At 61.6% G+C, this 23084-nt stretch carries 21 protein-coding genes; 7 read left to right on the top strand and 14 right to left on the bottom strand.

Annotated features, from left to right (window positions below; translation table 11 throughout):
- Window positions 1–332 precede the first annotated feature (332 nt).
- The gene (locus tag A7317_RS01135; RefSeq protein ID WP_024072811.1) at window positions 333–932 is read right to left on the bottom strand and encodes a putative adenosine monophosphate-protein transferase Fic; all 600 of its coding nucleotides are present in this window, start codon (window positions 930–932) and stop codon (window positions 333–335) included.
- Window positions 932–1102, bottom strand: a complete 171-nt coding sequence (locus A7317_RS29735) for a YhfG family protein (protein WP_003236014.1) — start codon at window positions 1100–1102, stop codon at window positions 932–934. Before A7317_RS29735 ends, A7317_RS01135 begins: the two co-directional genes overlap by 1 nt.
- 175 nt (window positions 1103–1277) lie before the next feature.
- On the opposite strand from A7317_RS29735, the gene A7317_RS01130 reads away from it, so the two are divergent.
- From A7317_RS01130 to A7317_RS01120, 3 genes are all read left to right on the top strand, one after another.
- Window positions 1278–2453 (top strand): tetratricopeptide repeat protein, encoded by a 1176-nt coding sequence (locus tag A7317_RS01130; protein WP_024072812.1) that lies wholly within the window; start codon window positions 1278–1280, stop codon window positions 2451–2453.
- Between the two features lie 285 nt (window positions 2454–2738).
- A complete protein-coding gene (locus tag A7317_RS01125) occupies window positions 2739–4676 on the top strand; it encodes a RecQ family ATP-dependent DNA helicase (RefSeq protein ID WP_069075033.1) in 1938 nt (645 codons plus the stop codon).
- Window positions 4677–4699: 23 nt separating this feature from the next.
- Window positions 4700–5131 (top strand): acyl-CoA thioesterase, encoded by a 432-nt coding sequence (locus tag A7317_RS01120; RefSeq protein WP_069075032.1) that lies wholly within the window; start codon window positions 4700–4702, stop codon window positions 5129–5131.
- A gap of 73 nt (window positions 5132–5204) precedes the next feature.
- Here the strand turns inward: A7317_RS01120 and A7317_RS01115 are convergent, their stop codons facing one another.
- The 4 genes from A7317_RS01115 to A7317_RS01100 form a co-directional block, all read right to left on the bottom strand.
- Complete coding sequence (locus A7317_RS01115) at window positions 5205–5681, bottom strand: glycine zipper domain-containing protein (protein WP_017848563.1); 477 nt, start codon at window positions 5679–5681, stop codon at window positions 5205–5207.
- A gap of 203 nt (window positions 5682–5884) precedes the next feature.
- Entirely contained in the window at window positions 5885–8233 is a 2349-nt protein-coding gene (locus tag A7317_RS01110; protein ID WP_024072815.1) for an FdhF/YdeP family oxidoreductase, read from the bottom strand.
- Window positions 8230–9069 carry a formate dehydrogenase accessory sulfurtransferase FdhD gene (gene fdhD / locus A7317_RS01105; RefSeq protein ID WP_069075031.1) on the bottom strand — a complete coding sequence of 280 codons (840 nt, stop codon included), beginning with the start codon at window positions 9067–9069 and terminating at the stop codon, window positions 8230–8232. The genes A7317_RS01110 and fdhD overlap by 4 nt, the downstream gene beginning before the upstream one ends.
- Window positions 9070–9166: 97 nt before the next feature.
- On the bottom strand, window positions 9167–10054 hold the full coding sequence (locus A7317_RS01100; RefSeq protein WP_024072817.1) for a LysR family transcriptional regulator: 888 nt from the start codon (window positions 10052–10054) through the stop codon (window positions 9167–9169).
- A gap of 132 nt (window positions 10055–10186) precedes the next feature.
- Between A7317_RS01100 and lysM the strand changes: the two genes are divergently transcribed.
- Window positions 10187–10627: a peptidoglycan-binding protein LysM gene (gene lysM, locus A7317_RS01095; protein WP_024072818.1), complete on the top strand. Its 441-nt coding sequence runs from the start codon at window positions 10187–10189 to the stop codon at window positions 10625–10627.
- Window positions 10628–10675: 48 nt separating this feature from the next.
- On the opposite strand, the gene yrfG is transcribed toward lysM, so the two are convergent.
- On the bottom strand, window positions 10676–11338 hold the full coding sequence (gene yrfG, locus A7317_RS01090) for a GMP/IMP nucleotidase (protein ID WP_069075030.1): 663 nt from the start codon (window positions 11336–11338) through the stop codon (window positions 10676–10678).
- An 87-nt stretch (window positions 11339–11425) separates the two neighbouring features.
- Between yrfG and nudE the strand changes: the two genes are divergently transcribed.
- Both nudE and cysQ read left to right on the top strand, forming a co-directional pair.
- Window positions 11426–11992 (top strand): ADP compounds hydrolase NudE, encoded by a 567-nt coding sequence (gene nudE / locus A7317_RS01085; RefSeq protein ID WP_024072820.1) that lies wholly within the window; start codon window positions 11426–11428, stop codon window positions 11990–11992.
- The gene (gene cysQ, locus A7317_RS01080; RefSeq protein WP_024072821.1) at window positions 11989–12825 is read left to right on the top strand and encodes a 3'(2'),5'-bisphosphate nucleotidase CysQ; all 837 of its coding nucleotides are present in this window, start codon (window positions 11989–11991) and stop codon (window positions 12823–12825) included. The genes nudE and cysQ overlap by 4 nt, the downstream gene beginning before the upstream one ends.
- An 81-nt stretch (window positions 12826–12906) precedes the next feature.
- On the opposite strand, the gene A7317_RS01075 is transcribed toward cysQ, so the two are convergent.
- Genes A7317_RS01075 through rfbB form a run of 7 tightly spaced genes read right to left on the bottom strand, consistent with a single transcriptional unit; the run spans window position 12907 to window position 19990 of the window.
- Complete coding sequence (locus A7317_RS01075) at window positions 12907–13362, bottom strand: YiiD C-terminal domain-containing protein (protein ID WP_041161075.1); 456 nt, start codon at window positions 13360–13362, stop codon at window positions 12907–12909.
- 26 nt (window positions 13363–13388) lie between these two features.
- The gene (locus A7317_RS01070) at window positions 13389–14774 is read right to left on the bottom strand and encodes a sigma-54-dependent transcriptional regulator (protein ID WP_024072823.1); all 1386 of its coding nucleotides are present in this window, start codon (window positions 14772–14774) and stop codon (window positions 13389–13391) included.
- Window positions 14771–16579, bottom strand: coding sequence for a sensor histidine kinase (locus A7317_RS01065; RefSeq protein WP_069075029.1), 1809 nt, complete (start codon window positions 16577–16579; stop codon window positions 14771–14773). Before A7317_RS01065 ends, A7317_RS01070 begins: the two co-directional genes overlap by 4 nt.
- A 36-nt stretch (window positions 16580–16615) precedes the next feature.
- Window positions 16616–17497 (bottom strand): dTDP-4-dehydrorhamnose reductase, encoded by an 882-nt coding sequence (rfbD, locus tag A7317_RS01060; protein WP_069075028.1) that lies wholly within the window; start codon window positions 17495–17497, stop codon window positions 16616–16618.
- Window positions 17494–18039, bottom strand: a complete 546-nt coding sequence (gene rfbC / locus A7317_RS01055) for a dTDP-4-dehydrorhamnose 3,5-epimerase (RefSeq protein ID WP_069075027.1) — start codon at window positions 18037–18039, stop codon at window positions 17494–17496. The genes rfbD and rfbC overlap by 4 nt, the downstream gene beginning before the upstream one ends.
- On the bottom strand, window positions 18036–18911 hold the full coding sequence (rfbA, locus tag A7317_RS01050) for a glucose-1-phosphate thymidylyltransferase RfbA (RefSeq protein WP_069075026.1): 876 nt from the start codon (window positions 18909–18911) through the stop codon (window positions 18036–18038). The genes rfbC and rfbA overlap by 4 nt, the downstream gene beginning before the upstream one ends.
- Window positions 18908–19990 carry a dTDP-glucose 4,6-dehydratase gene (gene rfbB / locus A7317_RS01045; RefSeq protein ID WP_069075025.1) on the bottom strand — a complete coding sequence of 361 codons (1083 nt, stop codon included), beginning with the start codon at window positions 19988–19990 and terminating at the stop codon, window positions 18908–18910. The genes rfbA and rfbB overlap by 4 nt, the downstream gene beginning before the upstream one ends.
- Window positions 19991–20141: 151 nt before the next feature.
- Here rfbB and A7317_RS01040 point away from each other — a divergent pair, with 151 nt between their 5' ends.
- Window positions 20142–23051, top strand: coding sequence for an aminotransferase (locus A7317_RS01040; protein ID WP_069075024.1), 2910 nt, complete (start codon window positions 20142–20144; stop codon window positions 23049–23051).
- The last annotated feature ends 33 nt before the right edge of the window (window positions 23052–23084 follow it).

Here is a 23084-nt window from a genome sequence, read left to right as displayed (position 1 = left end):
AGCTACGGGTAACTTCTGTAGAGGGTTGAACGGGTATTTGAAGCAGTTTGGGAAGAGGATGTCGCGGTGTTTGGAGGTTTCCTACAACCGTTTCTGGCACTGGTGACTTAGCAATGCTTCGACAGGCCAAGCTGCTCAATTGTAGGTGCGAGCGGCTCGCGAAGAACTCAACGCCGCCGCGTTTCTTCTGGTTTACCGCGTCATCGTTGATCAGACCGTTCCCGCGCTCCCGCGTGGGAATGCATCCACCCCTGCCGAGGGTTCAAGCCGTGCGCGGATGGCGGGACGCAGAGCGTCACAGGCGGCGCTCCCATGCTGAGTGTGTGGAACGATCATTGCCCTGCAGGCCTGCTGATACACCGCTCGAAAATCGCCTCCAAGCCCCGATAATCACACGCCACCGCGTCAATATTCGCCGGTATCCATGCCGCGTGCTTGACCAGCCACCAGTTCACCGAATACCCCGCGTTCACGATGATCTGTTCAAACAAAATCCGCTGCGCCCGGCCGTTGCCCTCGCGGAAGGGGTGGATGACGTTGAGGTCGCCATAGGCCTCGGCGACCTTGCTCACCAACTCGGTTTGGCTCTCGCCGATAAACCAGTTTGCCTCGGCCATCTGCCGGATGATCTTCGCGGCTTCTGGTGGGATGCGTTCCGGGGTGCAGAACAGGGTGTCGCCTTTCTGGATGTTGACGCTGCGCAGTTCACCGGCCCAGTCGTAGATGTCGCCGAACAGGGTGCGATGGATGTGTTGCAGCCGTTCAAGATCGTAGGGCGGCGGGAAGAGTGGGAGGCCGCCTACGGCGATTTCGGATAATTCCCGCTCGGCCTGGTGCAGGCGCGCTTCATCGTGCAAATCGAGGCGGTTGCGCAGGACGCTGCTACCGGGGTAGCAGTACGGATCCTGGCCCACCCCGTATTTGTCGAGCATCAGCGTGGGGTGTTGCGGTACTTGGCGAGGACAGCTTCACGGGTCGGCAGGGGTTTGTCGACATCGGCGGGTTGGGTGTCGAACCCTTCCAGGCGCAGGCTGGCCAGGTAATTGGAACGGCGGATCTTGTGATAGTGATCCTGTTTTTGCTCAAACGTCAGTTCGCTCATCGCAGCGTACTCCTGGGTAGCAAGGTTTGATTGTAGCGCAATGCGTCAGCGGGCAGGCGGGATAAAAACCACGTCACATTTTGTATAAAAAGTCCGCCGGCGTGCTGAATTCAGCGTATGTTTCACCGCAAAATCTTGTAGGACGATTCCGTCCACTACTTAAAGGGAGTTAAGCATGGGTTTGCTTCGTGTCGCTTCGGCGATGTCTTTGTGCGCAGTGGCGTTTTCGATCCAGGCCGAGCAGTTGCCGATCGAGGTGCTCAGCGCAGTGGTCAAGGATCAGAAAATCGCCGACGCCGAAGTGTTGCTGCAACGCAACGGCGCGCAGAACGTGGTAGGCCGTACCAACGCCCAGGGCCAGGTGACCCTCACCAGCGAAGCCGCTGATGATGCCAGCAACCTGTTGATCATCAAGAAGCCCGGCTACTCAAACCTGGTGGTGAAGTGCCCGTGCAAAGGCATGACCTACGCCATCAGCCCAGTGATGGAAAACCTCGACGGCCTGCGTGTGGTGCTGACCTGGGGCAAGACCCCGGAAGACCTCGACTCCCATATGATCTTCCCTGGCAACAATATCTATTTCGAGAATCAGAAAGGTACCGATGCCGAGCTGGACGTGGATGACGTCGACAGCTACGGCCCGGAAACCATCACCCTGCAGAAAAAACACTACGGCGAAAGCTACGTATATGCCGTGCATGACTTCACCAACATCGCCAACCCGGGTTCGCGCCAACTCTCCAACAGCGAAGCCAAGGTGTTCGTGTATATGGGCCAGTCCCTGGTGCGCACCTACTACGTGCCGAAAAACCGCAGTGGCAACCTGTGGACCGTGTTCCGCATGACGGGCAGCGGTGACTTCCAGGACATCAACACCTTCAGCGGTGTGAATGTGGACGCCAAGGATGTGCTCAACGAAGTCAAGCCGTTGCTGGATGACAGCGTCGCGGTCGCGGCCGTGGCTGTCAGCTCTTCCGCACAAACGGATGCGAAGCGTCTGAACCTGCAAGGTGAGGCGGCCTACCAGGCGGGCAAGCTGGATGAAGCCATCGACCTGTTCCGTCAGGCCATCGAGCTGGACAACGGCTTCGGCAAAGCCTACGGCAACCTGGGCCTGGCGTATCAGAAAGCTGGCAACACCGCCGAGTCGATCTGGGCCAACCGCAAGGCCATCGCCCTGGCGAGCGGCGCCAATGCCGCAACCGTGCGGGCCGGTGCCTACTACAACATCGCGCGGATCTACGAAGCGGCGGGGCAGTTCGCGGATGCGTTGCGTCATTACCAGTTGGCCAAGGAGCAGAAGGCCAATCCAGTGTATGACACGGCTATCGAGCGGGTGCAAAACCGCTGATCCAGCCGTAGCGCAGCTCTAAAAATGTGGGAGGGGGCTTGCCCCCGATAGCGGTGGATCGGTTACTCATAACTGACGGATCTACTGCCATCGGGAGCAAGCCCTCTCCCACATTTGGTTTGTGGCGTTCCTGCAGACCCAGTCGAACTTGTCACATTTGGCCCAAGGCCATGGCTGCACCCTGTGTATCATCCTGTCTCTTTTTTCCTCACGACCTTTCTCGATTCGCTGAATATCCCAGGCTATGTTTTTGAGCCACCTTCAGCGGTCAATGGAGTGACAGCTATGCACGACACCCTCCAGCAGGTCTTTGGTTATCCACAGTTTCGTTCGGGCCAGGAAGAAACCGTCAGCGCCGTACTGGCCGGGCGTTCGGCCGCGGCGATTTTCCCTACCGGGTCGGGAAAGTCCCTGTGTTACCAGCTGTCGGCGGTATTGCTGCCGCACCTGACGTTGGTAGTGTCGCCGTTGCTGGCGCTGATGCAGGACCAGTTGGGGTTCCTGCAACGCCATGGCATTTCGGCCGGCAGTATCGATTCGGCCCAGAGCCGCGATGACGCCAACGATGTGATGGCGCGTGCGCGTTCGGGCGAGTTGAAAATCCTGATGATTTCCGTGGAGCGTTTGAAGAACGAGCGCTTTCGCAACTTTCTGCAAAGCGTGCCGATCTCGTTGCTGGTGGTGGACGAAGCGCACTGTATTTCCGAATGGGGTCACAACTTTCGTCCGGACTATCTGAAGCTGCCGGACTACCAGCGCCAGTTCAATATCCCACAAGCGCTGCTGTTGACTGCCACGGCCACGCCCAAGGTGATTGCCGACATGCAGGCCAAGTTCGCCATTGCCCCAGGCGACGTGGTCACCACAGGCTTCTACCGGCCCAACCTCAACCTGCTGGTGGAGCCGGTAGCGGGCGCAGACAAGCGTCGGCGGTTGGTGCAGTGGATGGGCGAACGCGCCAACCAGCCGAGCATCGTCTACGTCACCTTGCAGAAAACCGCCGAGCAGATTGCCGAGCACCTGAACCGCAACGGCATCCAGGCCGAGGCGTATCACGCGGGTTTGCCCCACGATAAGCGCGAGGGCATCCAACAGCGCTTCATGGGGGGACGCTCCAATTGCATCGTCGCCACCATTGCGTTTGGCATGGGGATCGACAAGAGCGACATTCGCAATGTGGTGCACTTCGACCTGCCCAAGTCCATCGAGAACTACAGCCAGGAAATCGGCCGTGCGGGGCGCGATGGGCAGCCGTCCGATTGCCTGGTACTGGCCAACCGCGACAGCCTCAATGTGCTGGAGAACTTTGTGTATGGCGACACGCCCGAGCAGGAAGGGATTCGCCGTGTACTGGAAGAGTTGCAGGCGGTGCGCAGCGATGGGCAGTGGGAGTTCCTGCTGCGTTCGCTGTCGGACCATAGCAACATCCGCGAGCTGCCGCTCAAGACGTTGCTGGTCCAGCTGGAGCTCAAGGGCGTGATCGCCCCGCGCTATGCGTTTTATGCCGAGTACCGCTTCAAGTACCTGATAGAGCCCGACGCCTTGCTGGCGCGTTTTTCCGGCGAGCGCCAGCAGTTTGTCGCGGCGATCGTCCAGGTGTGCAAACGTGCGAAAACCTGGGCGACGGTGGATTTCGACGCGCTGTATCAACAGCACAATGCCGAGCGCAATCGGGTGGTGAAGGCGCTGGATTACTTCCAGGAACAGGGCCTGATCGAGCTGGAAAGCAAGCAGATGACTGAGGTCTATAGCCTGCTCAATACCGACTTTGATCCACAGGCACTGAGTGCTGAGTTATACACAGGCTTCAAGCAGCACGAGGTGGGAGAAGTTGCACGGATTCACGCCATGCTCGACCTGTTTGCCACCGATCATTGCCTGGGGCAACGCCTCGCCCAGTATTTTGGTGATGAGAATGCGCCGCAGCGTTGCGGGCATTGTTCGGTGTGCCACGGTCATGTCGCGCATTTGCCGGCGCCGCCGAGCCTGCCGCCGCTTGTGGATAAAAACTTCATGGGACTGTGCGGTGATTTTATCCACAGGCATCATGAGCACACCGGTCACTTGCCTGGTGCGGAGCGGCTGACGCGCTTCCTGGGCGGTATCAGCGTGCCGTTGTTCACCAAGTTGAAGGCACGGGGCATTCCGGGGTTTGCAGCGCTGGAAGACTACCCCTACGCCGAAGTGCGCGAATGGGCAGCAGCCCATTTGAATGACCTGTAAACCCACTTTCATGAGGTGTGCCCATGCCCGACTCAACGCCCCAACGCGCCGATTACCGTCACTTCCAGCCGATCATCACGCGCTGGCACGACAACGACGTGTATGGCCATGTGAACAACGTGACCTACTACAGCTTCTTTGACACGGCGGTGAATACCTACCTGATCGAGCAGGGCGGGTTGGATATTCACGATGGCGAAGTGGTGGGGTTCGTGGTGAGTTCGGCGTGTGACTACTTTGCGTCGATCGCCTTTCCCGACCGTATAGAAATCGGCCTGCGGGTAGGCAAGTTGGGCAACAGTTCAGTGCAGTATGAGTTGGCGGTGTTCAAGGCGGGCGAAGAGGAGGCCTGTGCGGCGGGACGCTTCGTGCATGTGTTCGTGGATCGTGGGTCGAACCAGCCGGTGATGATTCCGGGGCGATTACGCGAAGCGTTGCAGGGGTTGGTGGCCTGACTTTGCATGGAAACCCATGTGGAAGGGAGCAAGCCCCCTCCCACAGTGTTTCTTCGATGTTCTCTAGATCTGATCAATCACGGTAGTGATGTTTGTTCTTGCGATGCCCATAGGCATGGCCACGGCCAGGATGACCGTCCCGGTAGTAGCGACGGTCGTCACGGCCACGATAACGGCGGTCGTCGTCATCGCTCTTGTTGCCCATGTAGTTGCCCAGTGCGCCACCCGCGCCGCCGCCGGCAGCTGCGCCGATCAGGCTGCCGGTGGTGCCGCCCATGCTGCGGCCTACCACGTTGCCGCCGGCTGCGCCCAGAGCGCCGCCAATAGCGGCTTCGCCGCGGCTGCGTTTGTCGGCGCCCACCGCGCTGCCGCCCGCACCGCCCAGGGCTGCGCCAATGGCCGAACCGGTGTTACCGCCGACCTGCTGGCCCACAACCGAACCGAGTACCCCGCCCAATGCGCCGCCCACACCGGCTTCGGTGGTGCCACCGGCCATGGCTGCGCCACTGACCAGGCCAAGGGACAACAAGAGAATCGAGGAGAACTTCATAGAGAGACCTCAAGAGGATGACGGCGCGATCCTGAGGCTGTATCGACATTGTGACAATAGAAATCCGACCAGTAACACGAGTTGTGCACAATTCCATAAGTTACTGTTTTAGCAGGGGAACTTAAGTAATTTTTGTGGGTCTTTAGCTACTTCGGAACGGCCGCTTTTATGCAAAAGCGGCCTTTTTTGTGTCCGGATTCTCGTCAGGCCGAGCGGGCCATGATCAGCCCACTGTCACTTGCCGCTTCCAAACGAATCGCCACGAACTTCGACGTTGGCGTATGGCTGCCATCCCCCGTGCTTTCCAGCGGCACCAGCGGGTTCACTTCCGGGTAGTAGGCAGCTGCCTGCCCCGCCGGAATATCAAACGCCAGCAAGGTAAAGCCTTTCACCCTGCGCTCCCGACCGTCCTCCCACAACGACACGATGTCAGCCTTCTGCCCCGGCTTGAAACCCAGGCGGATGATGTCGGCTTCGTTGACGAACAGCACGTCACGCTGGCCTTTCACCCCGCGATAGCGGTCATCCAGGCCATATATGGTGGTGTTGTACTGATCGTGGGAACGCATGGATTGCATGATCAGGTCTGGCACGCGACCGGTGGCGTGGGTGCGTTCGTGGATCAGGTCTGCGGGCAGGATATTCGGGCGGAAGTTGGCGCGACCCGACGGTGTGTTCCAGCGACGCGCACCGGCGGAATTACCGAGGTAGAAGCCACCCGGGTGCTTGAGGCGTTCGTTGAAGTCCTTGAAGCCTGGGATAGTGTCGGCGATCAGGTCGCGAATGCGGCTGTAGTCGCCCACCAGCCAGTTCCAGTCCACCGGCTTGCTGCCCAGGGTGGCGGCGGCGATGCCGGCGAGGATGGCCGGCTCGGATTTCATCAGTTTCGACAGCGGCTGCAATTGGCCGTTGGAGTCGTGGACCATGCTGAACGAGTCTTCCACGGTCACGGCCTGCGGGCCTTCGGCCTGGATATCGATGTCGGTACGGCCCAGGCACGGCAGGATCAGTGCGTCTTTGCCGTGGGTCAGGTGGCTGCGGTTGAGCTTGGTGCTGATCTGTACGGTCAGGTCGCAATTGCGCAGTGCTTCGAAGGTGCGCGGGCTGTCCGGCGTGGCTTGGGCGAAGTTGCCGCCCAGGCCGATGAACACCTTGGAGCGACCTTCGAGCATGGCGTGAATCGCTTCCACCACGTTGTGGCCGTTGGTACGTGGCACCTGAAACTGGAAGCGGCGTTCCAGGGCGTCGAGGAACGCCACCGGTGGGCGTTCGTTGATGCCCATGGTGCGGTCGCCCTGCACGTTGCTGTGACCGCGCACCGGGCACAGGCCGGCGCCCGGGCGGCCAATGTTGCCGCGCAACAGCATCAGGTTGGCGATCTCCTGGATGGTCGGCACCGAATGGCGGTGCTGGGTAATGCCCATCGCCCAGCACATGATCACGTTCTTGCCTTTGGCGTACATGCGCGCCGCTTGCTCGATCTCGACCAGGGGCAAGCCGGACTGCGCGACGATTTCATCCCAGGAGGTGTCGTCGATCTGGCCCAGGTAATCGAGCACGTTGGTCGTGTGCTCGTTGAGGAAGTCGTGGTCGAACACCGCTTCCTTGCCTTCAGCCTGGGCCTGGCGCTCCCACAGCAGCAGGAATTTGGCCATGCCACGCAGGATGGCCATGTCGCCCCCCAGCGCCGGGCGGAAGTAGGCGGTATTGGTTGGCTTGTCGCCGTTGGTGAGCATTTCCAGCGGGTGCTGTGGATGCTGGAAGCGTTCCAGGCCGCGCTCTTTCAGCGGGTTGATGCACACCACCTGGGCGCCGCGTTTCACGGCCTCACGCAGCGGTTCGAGCATGCGTGGGTGGTTGGTGCCGGGGTTCTGGCCCCAGACGAAAATCGCGTCGGCATGTTCAAAGTCGTCAAAGGTCACGGTGCCTTTGCCGACGCCTACACTTTGCGCCAAGGCCACGCCGCTGGCTTCGTGGCACATGTTCGAGCAGTCCGGGAAGTTGTTGGTGCCGTAGGCGCGTACAAACAATTGATACAGGTACGCCGCTTCGTTGCTGGCACGGCCGGAAGTATAAAACTCGGCCATATCAGGGCTGGGCAGTGCATTGAGGTGCTTGCCGATCAGGTCGAACGCTGCGTCCCAACTGATGGGTTTGTAGCGGTCGGTCTCGGCGTCATAGCGCACCGGTTCGGTCAGGCGGCCCTGGTATTCCAGCCAATAGTCGCTTTGTTCCAGCAGCGCGGTGACGCTGTGCTTGGCGAAGAATGCAGCGTCGACACGGCGCTTGGTGGCTTCCCAGTTGACGGCCTTGGCGCCGTTTTCGCAGAACTTGACCATGCCGCTTTCCGGCGAGTCGCCCCAGGCGCAGCCTGGGCAGTCGAAGCCGCCGTTCTGGTTGGTCTTGAGCATCATGCGGATGTTTTTCAGCGCGTTGTCGCTGGTCAGCCACGCCTGCGCCACGCTGATCAACGCGCCCCAGCCACCCGCCGGGCCTTTGTAGGGCTTGTAGCGCGGGGTTGGGGTTTGGTCGGCTTGGTGGTGATTGCTCATGGCTGGTACTCCATCGCAGGGCTGTAGACCCGCGGCGCACTTTTCTGCGGCAGGTGGATGAGGTTGAGGTTGTGCCGGCGCGCCCATTGCAGGGCCAGGCCGGTGGGCGACGACAGGCTGACCAGGGTCTGGATGCCCGCGCGCAGGACTTTCTGGATCAATTCGAGGCTGCAACGGCTGGTGACAATTGCCAGGCCACCCGCTGTCGGGATCTTTTGGCGGATCAGGGCGCCGATCAACTTATCCAGGGCGTTATGCCGGCCAATGTCTTCGCGGCCCAGCAACAGTTCGCCCTGATTGTTCATAAACACCGCCGCGTGCACGGCGCCACTGTATTGGCCCAAAGGCTGGAAGGCGCTGATGCGTTGGCGCAGGCCGTCGAGCCATGCGGCGGGCGGCAAGGGGGCGCCGGGCAGCACTTGGAGGTCTGGCAGTGCCTGTTCCACGGCTTCCACGCCACACAAACCGCAGCCGCTGGTGCCCGCCAATTGGCGACGCTGCTGCTTGAGGTTCCAAAACGCGCGGCTGGAGATTTGGACTTGAGCGTATTGAGTGGCGCCCGAGCCGCTGAGTTTCAGGTCATAAATGTCGCCAACGTCGGTAATAATGCCGCTACCCATGCTGAACCCGACAATAAAGTCTTCCAGGTCAGTGGGCGTCACCAGCATGACTGCCTGGCTGATGTCGTTATAGGCAATTGCCAGCGCCACTTCTTTCGCCAATGCCGTGCTGGCGGCCTCTGTGTGTTCGAGGTTGCAGAACTGGTAGCTCTGGCTGGCGGCGGGCGCGGACGTTTCAGGGGCGGGCGCCGCGCAGACTGGGCGCTTGGCGTTCATGGGGCAGTACCACCGGCGGATTGATCAGTGTCTAGACTAGGCGCGACAAAGCGTCGCGTCTAATTGCCAGTACTGATCTGCCGATAGATGACGTCGATCAATGCTCTGCCAGCAATTTCTGGTACAGCGCAAAACAGGCTTCCGCCAGCGCCGAACGGGGCGCGCTGCGACGCATGATCAGCCCCAGGCGCGCGAGGGTGTGGGCGTCTTCGATCGGTTGCAGGCGCAAGTGCTCGGTGAGCGCATCCAGGCCACCGTCCAAGGGCATTACCGCGCAGCACAGCCCGCCGTGTACCGCTTGTAACAACTGATGGACGGCATCGGTTTGCAACAGCGGCTGCGGGTGCAGGCCCCGGCTGTGGAAGTTGTGGTCGATGGACTGGCGAAAGTGCATGCCGCTGGTGAGCATGCCCAGGGGCAGTTCGATCAACGCTTCCCAGCTCAGCGGTGTGTCGCCGAAGCTGAAATAGCGCTGGTCGTAGAGCAGGCCCATGCGGGTTTCGCCGAGCGCCAGGGAGTCGAAGCGTTCATTGTCCAGGCGCTCCAGGTACGACACGCCGAGGTCCAGGCGATTGCTCGCCAGTTGTTCCAGAATCTGTTCGGAGCTGAGGGCCGAAAGCTCAAAGCGCAGGCTCGGGTGTTCCTTGTGCAGTTGCTGCATCAACGCCAACGGATCGAAGCTCGACAGCGGCACCACCCCCAGGCGCAACGTACCGACGAGGTTGCCACGACACGCCGCCGCTTCGGCCTGCAAGCCGTCATAGGCTGCCAGCACCGTGCGCGCCCAGGCCAGTACTCGCTCGCCGGGGGCGGTAAAGCCCTCGAAGCGCTGGCCACGATTGACCAGCGGCAGGTCGAGTTCTTCTTCCAGGCTGCGCAGGCGCATCGACAGGGTCGGCTGGGTGATATGGCAACGCGCTGCTGCCTGGCCGAAGTGACGGGTCTCGTCGAGGGCGATGAGGAATTTCAGCTGCTTGATGTCCATCTTCGCTCCAGGGCTTATTCCAATGGCGGGGGGATTCTAGCGCGTTTGGGTCTTTGGTCGGGCTGGAACCCAAGTCTTCGGGGCTGGTCTAGTCTTGGGCATCTGGAAATCAACTATCAAGGAGAGCGCACTATGAGTCTTTTTAGCTTTGTTAAGGAAGCCGGCGAGAAGTTGGTCAAGCTGTTGACGCCGGGCAACGCCAACGCCAGTGATGATCTGAAAAAGCACATTGAAGAAGTCGGGCTGGGTAATCCGGATGTTCACGCCACTGTCGAGGGTGACAAGGTCACGCTTACAGGGACCGTGGCCAGTCAGGAAGAGAAAGAAAAAATCATTCTGGCGGCCGGCAACATTGCCGGTGTGGCCAGTGTGGATGACCAGATCACCGTAACCGGCCCGGTAGTTGCCGCCGCCCGTTTCGTCGTGGTGAAAAAGGGCGACACCCTCAGCGCGATTTCCCTGGCGGTTTACGGCAAGGCCAGCCGGTACAACGATATCTTCGAGGCCAACAAGCCGCTGTTGTCTCATCCAGACAAGATTTACCCAGGGCAGACGCTGCGTATTCCTGAGTAATTCACAAAGTAAAAATGTGGGAGGGGGCTTGCTCCCTCCCACAAGGGGTCAAAGTCCGACAATAAGGTCCCGGTAATCCTCGACTGCGGCAAATTCCCCGGTGTCCTTGGGCCCTTTTTGGCTGTCCGGCTCTTTCACCGCCAGCAAATGCCCCACGCCAAATTTCTGGGCGCTGCGCAGGATCGGCAACGTGTCGTCGATAAACAGGCTGCGCGCCGGGTCGAACCGGATATCGGCTTGCAAGGCATCCCAGAACTGCGGGTTTTCCTTGGCGAAACCGTAGTCGTGGGAGCTGATCAATCGCTCGAAATACGGCGCCAACTCAATGCGTTCCAACTTCAATGACAGCGAGTCACGATGAGCGTTGGTGATCAGGATCACCCGTTTTCCGGCCTGTTTGATCGCCGCCAGAAAGGTATCGGCACCTGGGCGCAGGGCGATCAGGTGGGCGGTTTCCAGCTTGAGCTCGCGCACCGGAATGTTCAGTTCGGTGCTCCAGAAATCCAGGCAATACCATTGCAACTGTCCGGCGTTACGCTCGAACAGCGGCTGCAACTCCATCTCGGCCATGGCCCGACTCACACCATGCAACTGGGCGTAGCGCTGAGGCAGGTGTTCCATCCAGAAATGGTTGTCGTAATGCAGGTCGAGCAGGGTGCCGTCCATGTCCAGCAGGACAGTGTCGATGGCGTGCCAGGGCAAAGAGGGCATGGGGCGGTCTCATGTAAGTAAAGATATCCGACACAGACAATCGGAAAAGCCACGGTATAGTAACCCGATCACGCCAAGGAGCCGCTTATGCGCCAGAAACCCACCGTCCTCGCCCGCGAAATAGTCGCCAGTAGCCGTTTGTTCCGCGTGGAGGAAGTGCAATTGCGCTTTTCCAATGGCGTTGAACGCACCTACGAGCGCCTGGTGGGACGTGGTGCCGGGTACGGCGCGGTGATGATCGTGGCAATGATCGACGCCGACCATGCGCTGCTGGTGGAAGAGTACTGCGGTGGCACCGACGAATACGAGCTGTCCTTGCCCAAGGGGCTGATCGAGCCCGGCGAGGACGTGCTGGCGGCGGCGGACCGCGAGCTCAAGGAGGAAGCCGGTTATGGCGCCCGCCAGTTGGAGCACCTCACTGAGCTGTCACTGTCCCCCGGCTATATGAGCCAGAAAATCCAGGTGGTGCTGGCCACCGACCTCTATGAAGAACGCCTGGAAGGTGATGAACCTGAACCGATGCGCGTGGACAGGGTCAACCTGCGCGAGTTGTCGCAACTGGCGCAAAATGAGCAGTTCAGCGAAGGCCGCGCGCTGGCTGCGTTGTATCTGGTACGAGACCTGTTGACCCAGCGAGGAGCGTTTAGCGCATGAGCGAACTGTTTTTAGGCCACCCGTTTATCGCCCCTGTGATCGAACTGGCTCGCCAGGCGGGTGAAGTCATCCTGCCGTACTGGCGCGCCGAAGTGGCGGTGACGTCCAAGGCTGACGATTCGCCGGTGACGGCCGCGGACCTGGCCGCCCATCACCTGATTCTCGCCGGTTTGACAGCCCTGGACCCGAGTATCCCGGTGTTGTCCGAAGAAGACGCCGATATCGACCAGAGCGTACGCGCCGGCTGGCAGCGGTGGTGGCTGGTGGACCCGCTGGATGGCACCAAGGAATTTATCGCCGGCAGTGAAGAATTTACCGTCAACATTGCGTTGATCGAACAGGGCCGTGTGATATTTGGCGTGGTATCCATGCCCACCAACGGCCGGTGCTACTTCGGCGGCGCAGGGCTTGGCGCGTGGCGTTCGGACGTGAATGAAGCGCCCAGGCAGATCCAGGTACGCGAGACTCCGGCGGCGGGTGAAGCCTTCACCGTGGTTGCCAGCCGTCGGCATACCAGCCCAGAGCAGGAGCGTTTGCTCAATGGCTTGAGCGAAGGGGTGGGGGAGTTGAAGCTGGCGAATATCGGCAGTTCGTTGAAATTCTGCCTATTGGCCGAAGGCAGCGCCGATTGCTATCCGCGCCTGGCGCCGACCTCGCAGTGGGATACCGCTGCGGCGCAGGGTGTATTGGAAGGGGCGGGCGGCGAGGTACTGGAGTTGAGTGGCGAGCCGTTCAGCTACCCGGCGCGGGCATCGTTGTTGAACCCCTTCTTCCTGGCGTTACCGGCGAAGGCGGCGTGGCGTGAACGCTTGCTGACTTTGGCAAGATCTTAAAACCAGCGCAGATCAAAATGTGGGAGGGGCGGTGCGACGATTCGACTTGCCCCCTCCCACATTGGTTTTGTGTGATGGCTTTCAGCGGTGCAGGACGTACTGGCCGGTGAAAGTCACTGCCAGCTCTTCACTGCCCTCATTTACGATCCACGTGTCCAACGTCAACCGCGCCCGGCCATAGCGCTTGTAGGTGGCTAAAAAGCGCTTCCACACCTTCTCCTCCGGCGCCGCGCAAATGGCGGTCGCGTCTTGCGTCACGGGCAGCGGATAGCTGATCTGCCCTTCCTGAATCACGATATGCCCGTCTTCAATTCCTTCCTCGCGCAGTTGCAGGTGCAGCCAGCCCCAACCCGCCAGCACCGCGCCGCAATAGAGGCTGCCACCGAACATGGTGCTCTTGTGGTTGATATTGGCTTGCAAGGGCAGGTGCAATCGCAGTTGGCCGTGTTGCCAGTCGAGCACCTTGAGGCCCATTTCACGGGTCAGGGGGATGTCGTGGTGGAGGATGGATTCCAGGTAACGGCTGTCGCGGCTCATGGCGGCCTCTTGGTGAGTGGGCAGGGTCATTCGTCGTCAGCGCCTTGGTTGCTGCTGTCGGCGAAGTTCAGGCCGTGCTTGCGAAGTTTGTCGTGCAAGGTCTTGCGCGGTACGCCCAGGGCTTCGGCGAGGCTGCGCAGGGAACTGTGGGGGCGGGTCAGTTCGGCGGCGATCAGGCTTTTTTCGAACTGCTCGACCTGTTCGCTCAAGCCGCCCGGGGTCGAGGTCAGCACGCCGGTTACCGGATTGTCCGGGGTGTTATCCAGCGCCAACTCCAGGCCGAGGGCAAAGCGTTCTGCGGCGTTCTGCAGTTCGCGCACATTGCCCGGCCAGTTGTGGCGCAACAGCAACGCACGTTGGCCTGGTTGCAGCTCGTGCAGTGGCAGGCCGTGGCGGCTGCTGGCTTCGTCGGCAAAGTGCTGGAACAGCATCAGTGCGTCTTCGCCCCGTTCGCGCAGCGGCGGAATGCGCAACGGTGCGACGTTGAGGCGGTAGTACAAGTCGGCACGGAAGCGGCCCTGGTCGGCGGCCTGGCGCAAGTCTTCCTTGGTGGCCGCGATGATGCGGATATCCAGCGGGATCAACTGATTGCCGCCAAGGCGTTCGACCACGCGTTCCTGTAACAGGCGCAGCAGTTTGACCTGTACATCCAGGCTCATGCTTTCGATTTCATCAAGGAACAGCGTGCCGCCATTGGCGAATTCGAACTTGCCGATCCGGCGCTTCTGCGCCCCGGTAAACGCGCCGGGTTCATGGCCAAACAGTTCGCTTTCCACCACCGACTCCGCCAGCGCCCCGGCGTTGATCGCCACGAATGGCCCGCTGCGCCGGTTCGACAGGTCGTGCAGCGCACGGGCCACCACTTCCTTGCCGGCCCCGGTTTCACCCAGGATCAGTACATCGGCGCGGGTCGCTGCCAGTGCGCCGATCTGTTCGCGCAGGCGCAGCATTTGGGGCGAGTGCCCGACCAGGCGTGTGCTCAGTTGCTGGCGATCGCTGAGGGCCAGGCGCAGGCTGCGGTTGTCCAGGACCAGGCGACGCAGGGCCAGGGCGCGGCGCACGCTGTCGAGCAGGGCGTCGCTGGCGAAGGGTTTTTCGAGGAAGTCGTAGGCACCCGCGCGCATGGCTTGCACCGCCAACGGCACGTCGCCGTGGCCGGTGATCAGCAGCACCGGCAGCTCCGGGTCCTGGCCGTGCAGTTCGGCGAGCAGCTCCAGGCCGTCCATGCCGGGCATGCGGATATCGCTGACCACGACCCCCGGCCAGTCCCGCGACAAGCGCGCGGTGAGGCCGGTGGCTTCGCCCAGGGGCAGGACCTTCAGCCCGGCCAGGTCCAGGGTCTGGCACAGGGCCTGACGCAAGTGTGGATCGTCGTCGATCAACACCACCTGAATCTGGTTATCGATACTCATACACTGCGGTCCTCGGACGGTTGCAGACTGACGCCCGGCGAGCCGGCACGCAATTTCAAGGTTAACAGCGCGCCGCCTTCCTTGTGGTTGGCAAACAGCAGCTCGCCGCCAAAGGCGCGCATCAGCGTGTCACAGATGGCCAGGCCCAACCCCAGGCCCTGGGTGCGGGTCTTGGTGGTGTAGAACGGCTCGCTGGCGCGGCCCAGTGCTTCCATGCAAAAGCCAGGGCCATTATCGCGAATGTACAGGTTGACGCCCTGTTCGGTGGTTTGGGCACTCAGCCAGAGTTTGCGCGGCGGGCCTTTTTCAGTGAGGGCGTCGAGGGCATTGGCCAGCAGGTTGCCCAGCACCTGGCGCAGGCGCGTTTCGCCGGCCTCTACCCACAAGGTTGCCTCGGGCAAATCGCGGATCAGTTCCACTTCCATCGAACGCCGTCGCTTGGCCAGCAACGCCAGGGCATCGTCCAGCGCCGGTTGCAGGGCGACGCTTTCCGGCGCGTGCCGATCGCGGCGGGCGAACGCACGCAGGTGGGCGATGATCGAGGCCATGCGCCCGGTCAGTTCGCTGATCAGCTTGAGATTGCCGCGCGCATCGTTGGTGCGTTCATGGTCGAGGAGGATTTCGGCGTTTTCGGCATAGCTGCGAATCGCCGCCAGGGGTTGGTTGAGTTCGTGGCTGATACTCGCCGACATGGTGCCCAGTGCCGACAGTTTGCCCGCTTGCACCAAATCATCCTGGGCGCGCACCAGTTCCTGCTGGGCGTGTTCGCGTTCCAGTACCTCCTGTTTCAGGCGGCGATTGAGCCCTTCCAGGTCGCTGGTCCTCTCGACCACGCGCATCTCCAGCTCGCGACGGGCCTTGGCTTCAAAGGCGATGCGCTCCAGGTAATGACGGCGGCGCTGCATCATCAACCCCAGCAGCAACATCAATACCAGCAGCGTGGCGCCACCTACGGCCACTACCGTGCGCACCGGGCGGTTGATCAGTGAGCGTGGCGCGAGGATTTCCACGTTCCAGCCGGTCTCGGCGATCGCAGTGGATTGGCGCAACCATGCCGTGGAACTCAGGGTCAGCGGTTGCGGGTCGCGGGTCGGGTAGGGCTGGATGGCGATGATGGCCTGGCGCTCTTCATCGGTCAGCGGCCGGGTGGCGCGGAATCGCCATTGCGGGCGCGACGTGAGGATCACCACGCCGTTATGGTCGGTTACCAATAGTTGTTCGGGGGTGTTGCCCCACAGGCTTTCGGTGTGGTCCAGGTCGACCTTGACCACCAGCACGCCGATGATTTTTTCGCCATTGCGCACGGCGGCGGCGAAGAAGTAACCGCGCTTGGCCGAGGTGGTGCCCAGGCCGAAGAACCGTCCCAGCCGCCCGGCCATGGCTTCGCTGAAATACGGGCGGAACGAAAAGTTGCGCCCGACGAAGCTGTCCTGCTTGTCCCAATTGGACGCGGCAAGGGTCTTGCCGGTGGTGTCCATCAGGTACATCACTTCTACCCCGGCCTGGGCGGCGACGTCCTTGAGCAGCAGGTTGGCGTTGACCAGGTTGGTGCTGACGTCCGGTGCCTCCAGCGCGGTGCGCAAGGCCGGCAAGTCACCGAGGATTTGCGGCAGCACCTCGTAGCGGTGCAGCGTGCCCAGCAGGTTGGCGACGTAGAGGTCGAGGGTCTGGCGGTTCTGCCCGGCCAGTTCGCTGCGGTAATAACGCTCGGCCAGGTGCTCCAGCGGCCACAGCAGCGGCGCCAGGCACAGCGCCAGCAGGGCGAGGCTGCGCCAGCGGGGTCTTCGCGGGAGAGGTGGAGTCATGGGTGTCGTGCGCCTGTGGGTACAGGCGCATTATGCCTAGTGCTGCTCGGCAAGACACTCGCGCAATGCGTCTTGCCACTGTGGCTGGCCAACCTGCCACTGCTGGCGCAGGCGGCTGCAATCGAGGCGCGAGTTCAGGGGGCGCTTGGCCGGCGTCGGGTAGGCGCTGGAAGGGATCGCTTCCAGCTCGGCGCAGGGTTTGCCCGCAGCACGCAGATGCTCGCCAATCGCCTGGGCGAAGCCGAACCATGACGTCTCGCCCTGGGCGGTCAGGTGATAGATGCCCCAATCGCCCGCCTGGCCGGCCTGCCAGCGCTCGATCAACGTGCGGGTGCTGTTGGCGATGGTACCGGCCCAGGTCGGAGCACCGATCTGGTCGGCGACGATGCGCATCTGCGGTTTCTCTTGCAGCAGGCGTTGCATGGTCAGCAGGAAGTTCTTGCCGTGGCTGGAATAGACCCAACTGGTGCGCAGGATCAGGTATTGGCCACCCACGGCGGCGATCGCCCGCTCACCGGCCAGCTTGCTTTGGCCATACACACCCAGTGGGTTCGGCACATCGGCTTCGGTGTAGGGCGCAGGTTTACTGCCGTCGAACACGTAGTCGGTGGAGTAATGGATCAGCGGGATGCCCAGGGCCTTGGCTTCCTCGGCGAGGATGCCGGGAGCGATGGCGTTGACGGCGAAAGCCGCGTCCGGTTCGCTTTCGGCCTGATCGACCGCGGTGTGCGCTGCGGCGTTGATGATCAGGCCGGGGCGATGGGCACGGACCTGCTGACGAATCTGCTCGACGTTGGCCAGGTCAAGCTGGTCGCGGCCCAGCACGATGAGTTCGCCCAGGCCCTGGAGCTTTTGTTGCAGCGCCAGGGAGACCTGGCCGTGTTGGCCGGTGATGAGGATTTTTAAAGGGCGGCTCATGGGAACAGGTCGGCCTCCATCAACAGTTTGCCCGCCTGGTCTTTGGCGGACAGTTGCGGCGGTTCAGTCAATTCCCAGTCGATGGCCAACGTCGGGTCATTCCACAGGATGCTGCGCTCGGCGCTCGGCTGGTAGTAGTCGGTGGTCTTGTAGAGGAACTCTGCATGCTCGCTCAGCACCACGAACCCATGGGCGAAGCCTTCCGGCACCCACAGTTGGCGATTGTTCTGTGCCGACAGTCGCACGCCGACCCACTGGCCGAAGTGCGGCGAGCTGCGGCGAATATCCACCGCCACGTCCAGCACTTCGCCGGCGATGACGCGCACCAGTTTGCCTTGGGTGTGTTCGAGCTGGTAGTGCAGGCCCCGCAGCACGCCTTTTTGTGAGCGTGAGTGGTTGTCCTGTACGAAATCACGCTTGAGCCCGGTAGCCGCCTCGAACGCGCGGGCGTTGAAGCTTTCGTAGAAAAAACCGCGCTCATCGCCGAACACTTTCGGTTCAAGGATCAGCACGTCGGGCAGGCAGGTCTGCACTACATTCACGCGCGTTCTCCTGCCAACATGTACAGGTATTGGCCATAGCCGGTCTTGCCGAAATACTGCGCACGCTCCAGCAGGTAATCGCGGTCGATCCAGCCATTTTCGTAGGCGATTTCTTCCAGGCACGCTACTTTCAGCCCCTGGCGATGCTCGATGGTCTGCACATAGGTCGACGCTTCGAGCAGGCTGTCATGGGTCCCTGTGTCGAGCCAGGCAAAGCCACGGCCGAAGCGCTCGACATGCAGGTCGCCGCGCTTGAGGTAGGCGTTGTTGATGTCGGTAATCTCCAGCTCGCCACGGGGTGAAGGCTTGACCGCCTTGGCGATGCTGATCACGTCGTTGTCATAGAAATACAGGCCGGTCACCGCGTACGGCGATTTGGGCTTGGCCGGTTTTTCTTCGATGGACAGGGCGCGGCCGTCTTTGTCGAAGTCGATCACCCCGAAACGCTCCGGGTCCTTGACCCAGTAGCCGAATACGGTAGCCCCGGAGGGGCGCTCGGCCGCGGTACGCAGCTGGTCACTGAAGTGCTGGCCATGGAAGATGTTGTCACCCAGGATCAGGCAGACCGGATCATCGCCGATGAACTCTTCACCGATGATGAACGCTTGGGCCAGGCCATCTGGCGAGGGTTGCTCCGCATAGCTGAAGCGCACGCCAAACTGGCTGCCATCCCCCAGCAGGTTGCGGTATTGGGGCAAGTCGAGCGGTGTGGAAATCACCAGGATGTCCTTGATTCCCGCCAGCATCAGCACCGAGATCGGGTAGTAGATCATCGGTTTGTCATACACCGGCAACAGCTGCTTGGACACCCCCAGGGTAATGGGGTGCAAACGGGTGCCGGAGCCCCCGGCCAATACGATTCCCTTCATCATGCAATCAGATCCTTAAAGTCGGTGTTGCCCAATCGTTCGCCCTGATAACTGCCGTCCTGGACCCTGCGGCACCACTCTAGGTTGTCGAGGTACCACTGCACGGTCTTGCGCAGCCCGGTTTCAAAGGTTTCCTGTGGGACCCAGTCCAGTTCGCGCTCGATCTTGCTGGCGTCGATCGCATAGCGCTGGTCGTGGCCGGGGCGATCCTTGACGAAGGTGATCAGGTCGGTGAATTGCTCGACACCGGCCGGGCGCTGCGGCGCCAGCTCTTCGAGCAGGGCGCAGATGCCGCGCACCACGTCGATGTTTTTCTGCTCGTTATGCCCGCCAATGTTGTAGGTCTCGCCGACCACACCTTCGGTCACCACCTTGAGCAATGCGCGGGCGTGGTCTTCTACGAACAGCCAGTCGCGCACCTGCAAGCCATCGCCATAGACCGGCAACGGCTTGCCCGCCAGGGCATTGAGGATCACCAGCGGGATCAGCTTTTCAGGGAAGTGGAACGGCCCGTAGTTGTTCGAACAATTGGTTAGCAGCACCGGCAGCCCATAGGTACGCTGCCAGGCGCGTACCAGATGGTCGGACGCGGCCTTGCTGGCCGAGTAGGGCGAGCTGGGCGCATAGGGCGTGGTTTCGGTGAACAGGTCGTCCACGCCATGCAGGTCGCCATACACTTCATCGGTGGAGATGTGATGGAAGCGGAACGCGCGCTTGGCGGGCTCGTCGAGCTTTTGCCAATAGGCTCGGGCGGCCTCCAGCAGGCTGTAGGTGCCGACGATATTGGTCTGGATAAAATCCGACGGGCCATCGATGGAGCGGTCGACATGGGACTCGGCCGCCAGGTGCATGATCGCCTGCGGCTCGAAGCGCGCGAGCACGGCGCTGACGGTGGCCTGGTCGACGATATCGGCCTGTACGAACTCATAGCGGCTGTTGGACGCGATGCTGGTCAGCGACTCCAGGTTGCCGGCGTAGGTGAGTTTGTCCAGGTTGAGCACTTCGTGCTCGGTGTGCTGGATCAGGTGGCGGATCAGGGCGGAGCCGATAAAACCAGCGCCGCCGGTGATGAGAATGCGCATGTCGGAGGGCCTTTTCCTTAGACGGACATTAAGCAAATGGAGCATAGCTTGAGTGGTGGAGCAGGTCGGCGCAAGCGTGCCGTGTGCTGGGGGTTGCGTTAGCCCCGTAACAATGGCGATATAGACGCCTAAAAAAACCGAGGTCGTCACAATGTTGCTCGCCACGTTGATCCATCGCGCCAGCCTACCTTGCCCGCAAGTGGACCCCGATCAGGCGGCACACCTGCTTGAGCAGCATTACGGCCTCACCGGCACCCTGCAGGCGCTGGGCAGCCAGCAAGACCTCAATTACAAGGTCGACAGCGACCGTGGCCGCTTTGTTCTGAAAATCTGCCGGGGTGACTACGCTGCCGTTGAGTTGCAGGCCCAGCACGCGGCCCTCAACAACCTGCAGGCCCATGTGCAGATGCAGGTACCTCAGGTCATCAAGGCGCACACCGGTGAAGAGTTGCTCACCGTCGCGGTGGATGGACAAAACCTGCACCTGCGGTTGCTGGACTACATCGACGGGCAGCCCCTGACCCATCTCCCCCATCTGGGCCGCGATGTCATTGCAGGCTTCGGCGCGTTGTGCGGGCGAATGAGCCTGGCCCTGGCCGATTTCCAGCACCCAGGCCTGGACCGCACCTTGCAATGGGACCCGCGCCACGCCCAGGAGCTGATCACCCACCTGTTGGCAACCCTGCAAAACCTGCCCCATCGCGCCCTCTTGGAGCAGGTGGCCGAACAGGTTGACGCGCGCCTGCGCGACCTGGCCGATCACCTGCCCTGGCAAGCGGTGCACATGGACATCACCGATGACAACGTCATGTGGCAACGGGATGCCCAGCGGCACTGGCAGATCCAGGGGGTGATTGATTTCGGCGACCTGGTGCACACCTGGCGCATCGCCGATTTGTCGGTGACGTGTGCCGCGCTGCTGCACCATGCTGAAAGCGATCCCTTTGCCATCCTCCCGGCCATCCGTGCGTTCCATGCGGTCAACCCCTTACAGCGCGAAGAACTGCAGGCCCTGTGGCCACTGATCGTCGCCCGCGCGGCGGTGCTGGTGCTGAGCAGCGAACAGCAGCAACGCCTGGATCCGAATAACAGCTACCTGCTGAAAAACGCCGAACATGAGTGGGAAATCTTCCATGTGGCAATGTCGGTGCCCTTTGAACTAATGGAAGCGGCGATTCTGAGCAGTGTCGGGGAGACGCCGGCGCCGTTGGCCGACCAGAACTTCGCCCCTTTGTTGCCAGGGTTGGTGGGCCAGGAATTCGCGCTGATTGACCTGGGTGTGCTCAGCCCGCATTTCGAAGCGGGCAATTGGGAACAGCCCGGCATCGATCGCCGATTACTGGATGAAGCGGCCACCGTGCACGGGTTGGCCGCCAGCCGCTATGGGCAATATCGGCTGTCGCGCACCCGTCCCGACAGCGCCGTTGAGCCCGAGACGTTCCCGCTGCATGTTGAACTGCACTTGCCCCATGGCACCGTGTTGGAGGCGCCCTTTGGCGGCACGTTGCGCAAGGGCGCCGACGGTCTGCTGAGCCTGCATGACGGTCCGCTGAGCCTGCGTCTGTGGGGGGTGAAAACCGCATTGAACCCCGGCGCGGTGCTGGTGGAAGGGCAGATAATCGGCGAAGTCCATGCCCCGCTGATGGTGCAGGTATGCCGCGCGGACATCGAACCGCCGCTGTTCTGCGCGCCCTCCCGGGTACCGGCGTGGCAAGCGCTTTGCCCGTCACCGGCGACGCTGCTTGGCCTGGCCTGTGACGCTGAGCCGGAACTGGACCCCGAGGCCCTGCTGGCCCGGCGCGACGCCAGTTTCGCCCGTTCGCAGAAGCATTATTACGTCGACCCGCCGCGCATCGAACGCGGCTGGCGCAACCATCTGATCGACATGCAGGGCCGTTCCTACCTCGACATGCTCAACAACGTGGCCGTGCTCGGCCACGGCCACCCACGTATGGCGGCCGTGGCGGCTCGGCAATGGTCATTGCTCAACACCAACTCGCGCTTCCACTACGCGGCGATTGCCGAGTTTTCCGAGCGCCTGCTGGCGCTGGCGCCGGAGGGTATGGACCGGGTGTTCCTGGTCAACAGCGGCACCGAGGCCAATGACCTGGCCATTCGCCTGGCCTGGGCCTACAGCGGCGGGCGCGACATGCTCAGCGTGCTGGAGGCTTACCACGGGTGGTCGGTGGCGGCGGATGCGGTGTCCACCTCGATCGCTGACAACCCCAAGGCCCTGAGCAGCCGCCCGGATTGGGTACACCCGGTGACTGCGCCGAATACCTATCGCGGTGAGTTCCGCGGACCAGACAGTGCGCCGGATTATGTCCGCAGTGTGGAGCACAACCTGGCGAAAATCGCCGCGAGCCAGCGCCAACTGGCTGGCTTCATTTGTGAGCCGGTGTACGGCAATGCCGGCGGTATTTCCCTGCCTCCGGGCTATCTGCAGCAGGTGTATGCGCGGGTGCGTGCCCAGGGCGGCGTATGCATTGCCGATGAAGTGCAGGTGGGCTATGGGCGCATGGGGCATTTCTTCTGGGGCTTTGAAGAGCAGGGTGTTGTGCCGGATATCATCACCATGGCCAAGGGCATGGGGAACGGTCAGCCCTTGGGGGCGGTGATCACTCGGCGCGAGATTGCCGAAGCGCTGGAAGCCGAGGGGTATTTCTTTTCGTCGTCGGGGGGCAGCCCGGTCAGTTGTCGGATCGGCATGGCGGTGCTGGATGTGATGGAAGAAGAAAAACTGTGGGAAAACGCCCAGGTCGTGGGCGGGCATTTCAAGGCGCGGCTGCAAGCACTGATCGACCGTCATCCGTTGGTCGGCGCCGTGCATGGCTCCGGTTTCTACTTGGGGCTGGAGCTGGTGCGGGATCGACGCACCCTGGAGCCCGCCACCGAAGAGACCGCGCTGTTGTGCGAGCGTCTGCGGGAACTTGGGATTTTCATGCAGCCGACCGGTGACTACCTGAACATCCTCAAGATCAAGCCGCCGATGGTCACCTCCAAACGCAGCGTGGACTTCTTTGTCGACATGCTGTCGAAGGCGTTGAATGAACAAGCGTAAATAATCGATTGTTATCGGTTATTTGCTGTCATA

This window comes from Pseudomonas fluorescens, assembly GCF_001708445.1.
Classification (GTDB): Bacteria; Pseudomonadota; Gammaproteobacteria; order Pseudomonadales; family Pseudomonadaceae; genus Aquipseudomonas; species Aquipseudomonas gorinensis.
This window is presented reverse-complemented; position numbering and strand designations above follow the sequence as displayed.

What these genes read in the sequence shown, in the direction of transcription:
- A7317_RS01135 (WP_024072811.1), bottom strand. Translation starts at nt 932, where the DNA reads ATGCTCGACAAATACGGGGTGGGCCAGGATCCGTACTGCTACCCCGGT.
- A7317_RS29735 (WP_003236014.1), bottom strand. Translation starts at nt 1,102, where the DNA reads ATGAGCGAACTGACGTTTGAGCAAAAACAGGATCACTATCACAAGATC.
- A7317_RS01130 (WP_024072812.1), top strand. Translation starts at nt 1,278, where the DNA reads ATGGGTTTGCTTCGTGTCGCTTCGGCGATGTCTTTGTGCGCAGTGGCG.
- A7317_RS01125 (WP_069075033.1), top strand. Translation starts at nt 2,739, where the DNA reads ATGCACGACACCCTCCAGCAGGTCTTTGGTTATCCACAGTTTCGTTCG.
- A7317_RS01120 (WP_069075032.1), top strand. Translation starts at nt 4,700, where the DNA reads ATGCCCGACTCAACGCCCCAACGCGCCGATTACCGTCACTTCCAGCCG.
- A7317_RS01115 (WP_017848563.1), bottom strand. Translation starts at nt 5,681, where the DNA reads ATGAAGTTCTCCTCGATTCTCTTGTTGTCCCTTGGCCTGGTCAGTGGC.
- A7317_RS01110 (WP_024072815.1), bottom strand. Translation starts at nt 8,233, where the DNA reads ATGAGCAATCACCACCAAGCCGACCAAACCCCAACCCCGCGCTACAAG.
- fdhD (WP_069075031.1), bottom strand. Translation starts at nt 9,069, where the DNA reads ATGAACGCCAAGCGCCCAGTCTGCGCGGCGCCCGCCCCTGAAACGTCC.
- A7317_RS01100 (WP_024072817.1), bottom strand. Translation starts at nt 10,054, where the DNA reads ATGGACATCAAGCAGCTGAAATTCCTCATCGCCCTCGACGAGACCCGT.
- lysM (WP_024072818.1), top strand. Translation starts at nt 10,187, where the DNA reads ATGAGTCTTTTTAGCTTTGTTAAGGAAGCCGGCGAGAAGTTGGTCAAG.
- yrfG (WP_069075030.1), bottom strand. Translation starts at nt 11,338, where the DNA reads ATGCCCTCTTTGCCCTGGCACGCCATCGACACTGTCCTGCTGGACATG.
- nudE (WP_024072820.1), top strand. Translation starts at nt 11,426, where the DNA reads ATGCGCCAGAAACCCACCGTCCTCGCCCGCGAAATAGTCGCCAGTAGC.
- cysQ (WP_024072821.1), top strand. Translation starts at nt 11,989, where the DNA reads ATGAGCGAACTGTTTTTAGGCCACCCGTTTATCGCCCCTGTGATCGAA.
- A7317_RS01075 (WP_041161075.1), bottom strand. Translation starts at nt 13,362, where the DNA reads ATGAGCCGCGACAGCCGTTACCTGGAATCCATCCTCCACCACGACATC.
- A7317_RS01070 (WP_024072823.1), bottom strand. Translation starts at nt 14,774, where the DNA reads ATGAGTATCGATAACCAGATTCAGGTGGTGTTGATCGACGACGATCCA.
- A7317_RS01065 (WP_069075029.1), bottom strand. Translation starts at nt 16,579, where the DNA reads ATGACTCCACCTCTCCCGCGAAGACCCCGCTGGCGCAGCCTCGCCCTG.
- rfbD (WP_069075028.1), bottom strand. Translation starts at nt 17,497, where the DNA reads ATGAGCCGCCCTTTAAAAATCCTCATCACCGGCCAACACGGCCAGGTC.
- rfbA (WP_069075026.1), bottom strand. Translation starts at nt 18,911, where the DNA reads ATGATGAAGGGAATCGTATTGGCCGGGGGCTCCGGCACCCGTTTGCAC.
- rfbB (WP_069075025.1), bottom strand. Translation starts at nt 19,990, where the DNA reads ATGCGCATTCTCATCACCGGCGGCGCTGGTTTTATCGGCTCCGCCCTG.
- A7317_RS01040 (WP_069075024.1), top strand. Translation starts at nt 20,142, where the DNA reads ATGTTGCTCGCCACGTTGATCCATCGCGCCAGCCTACCTTGCCCGCAA.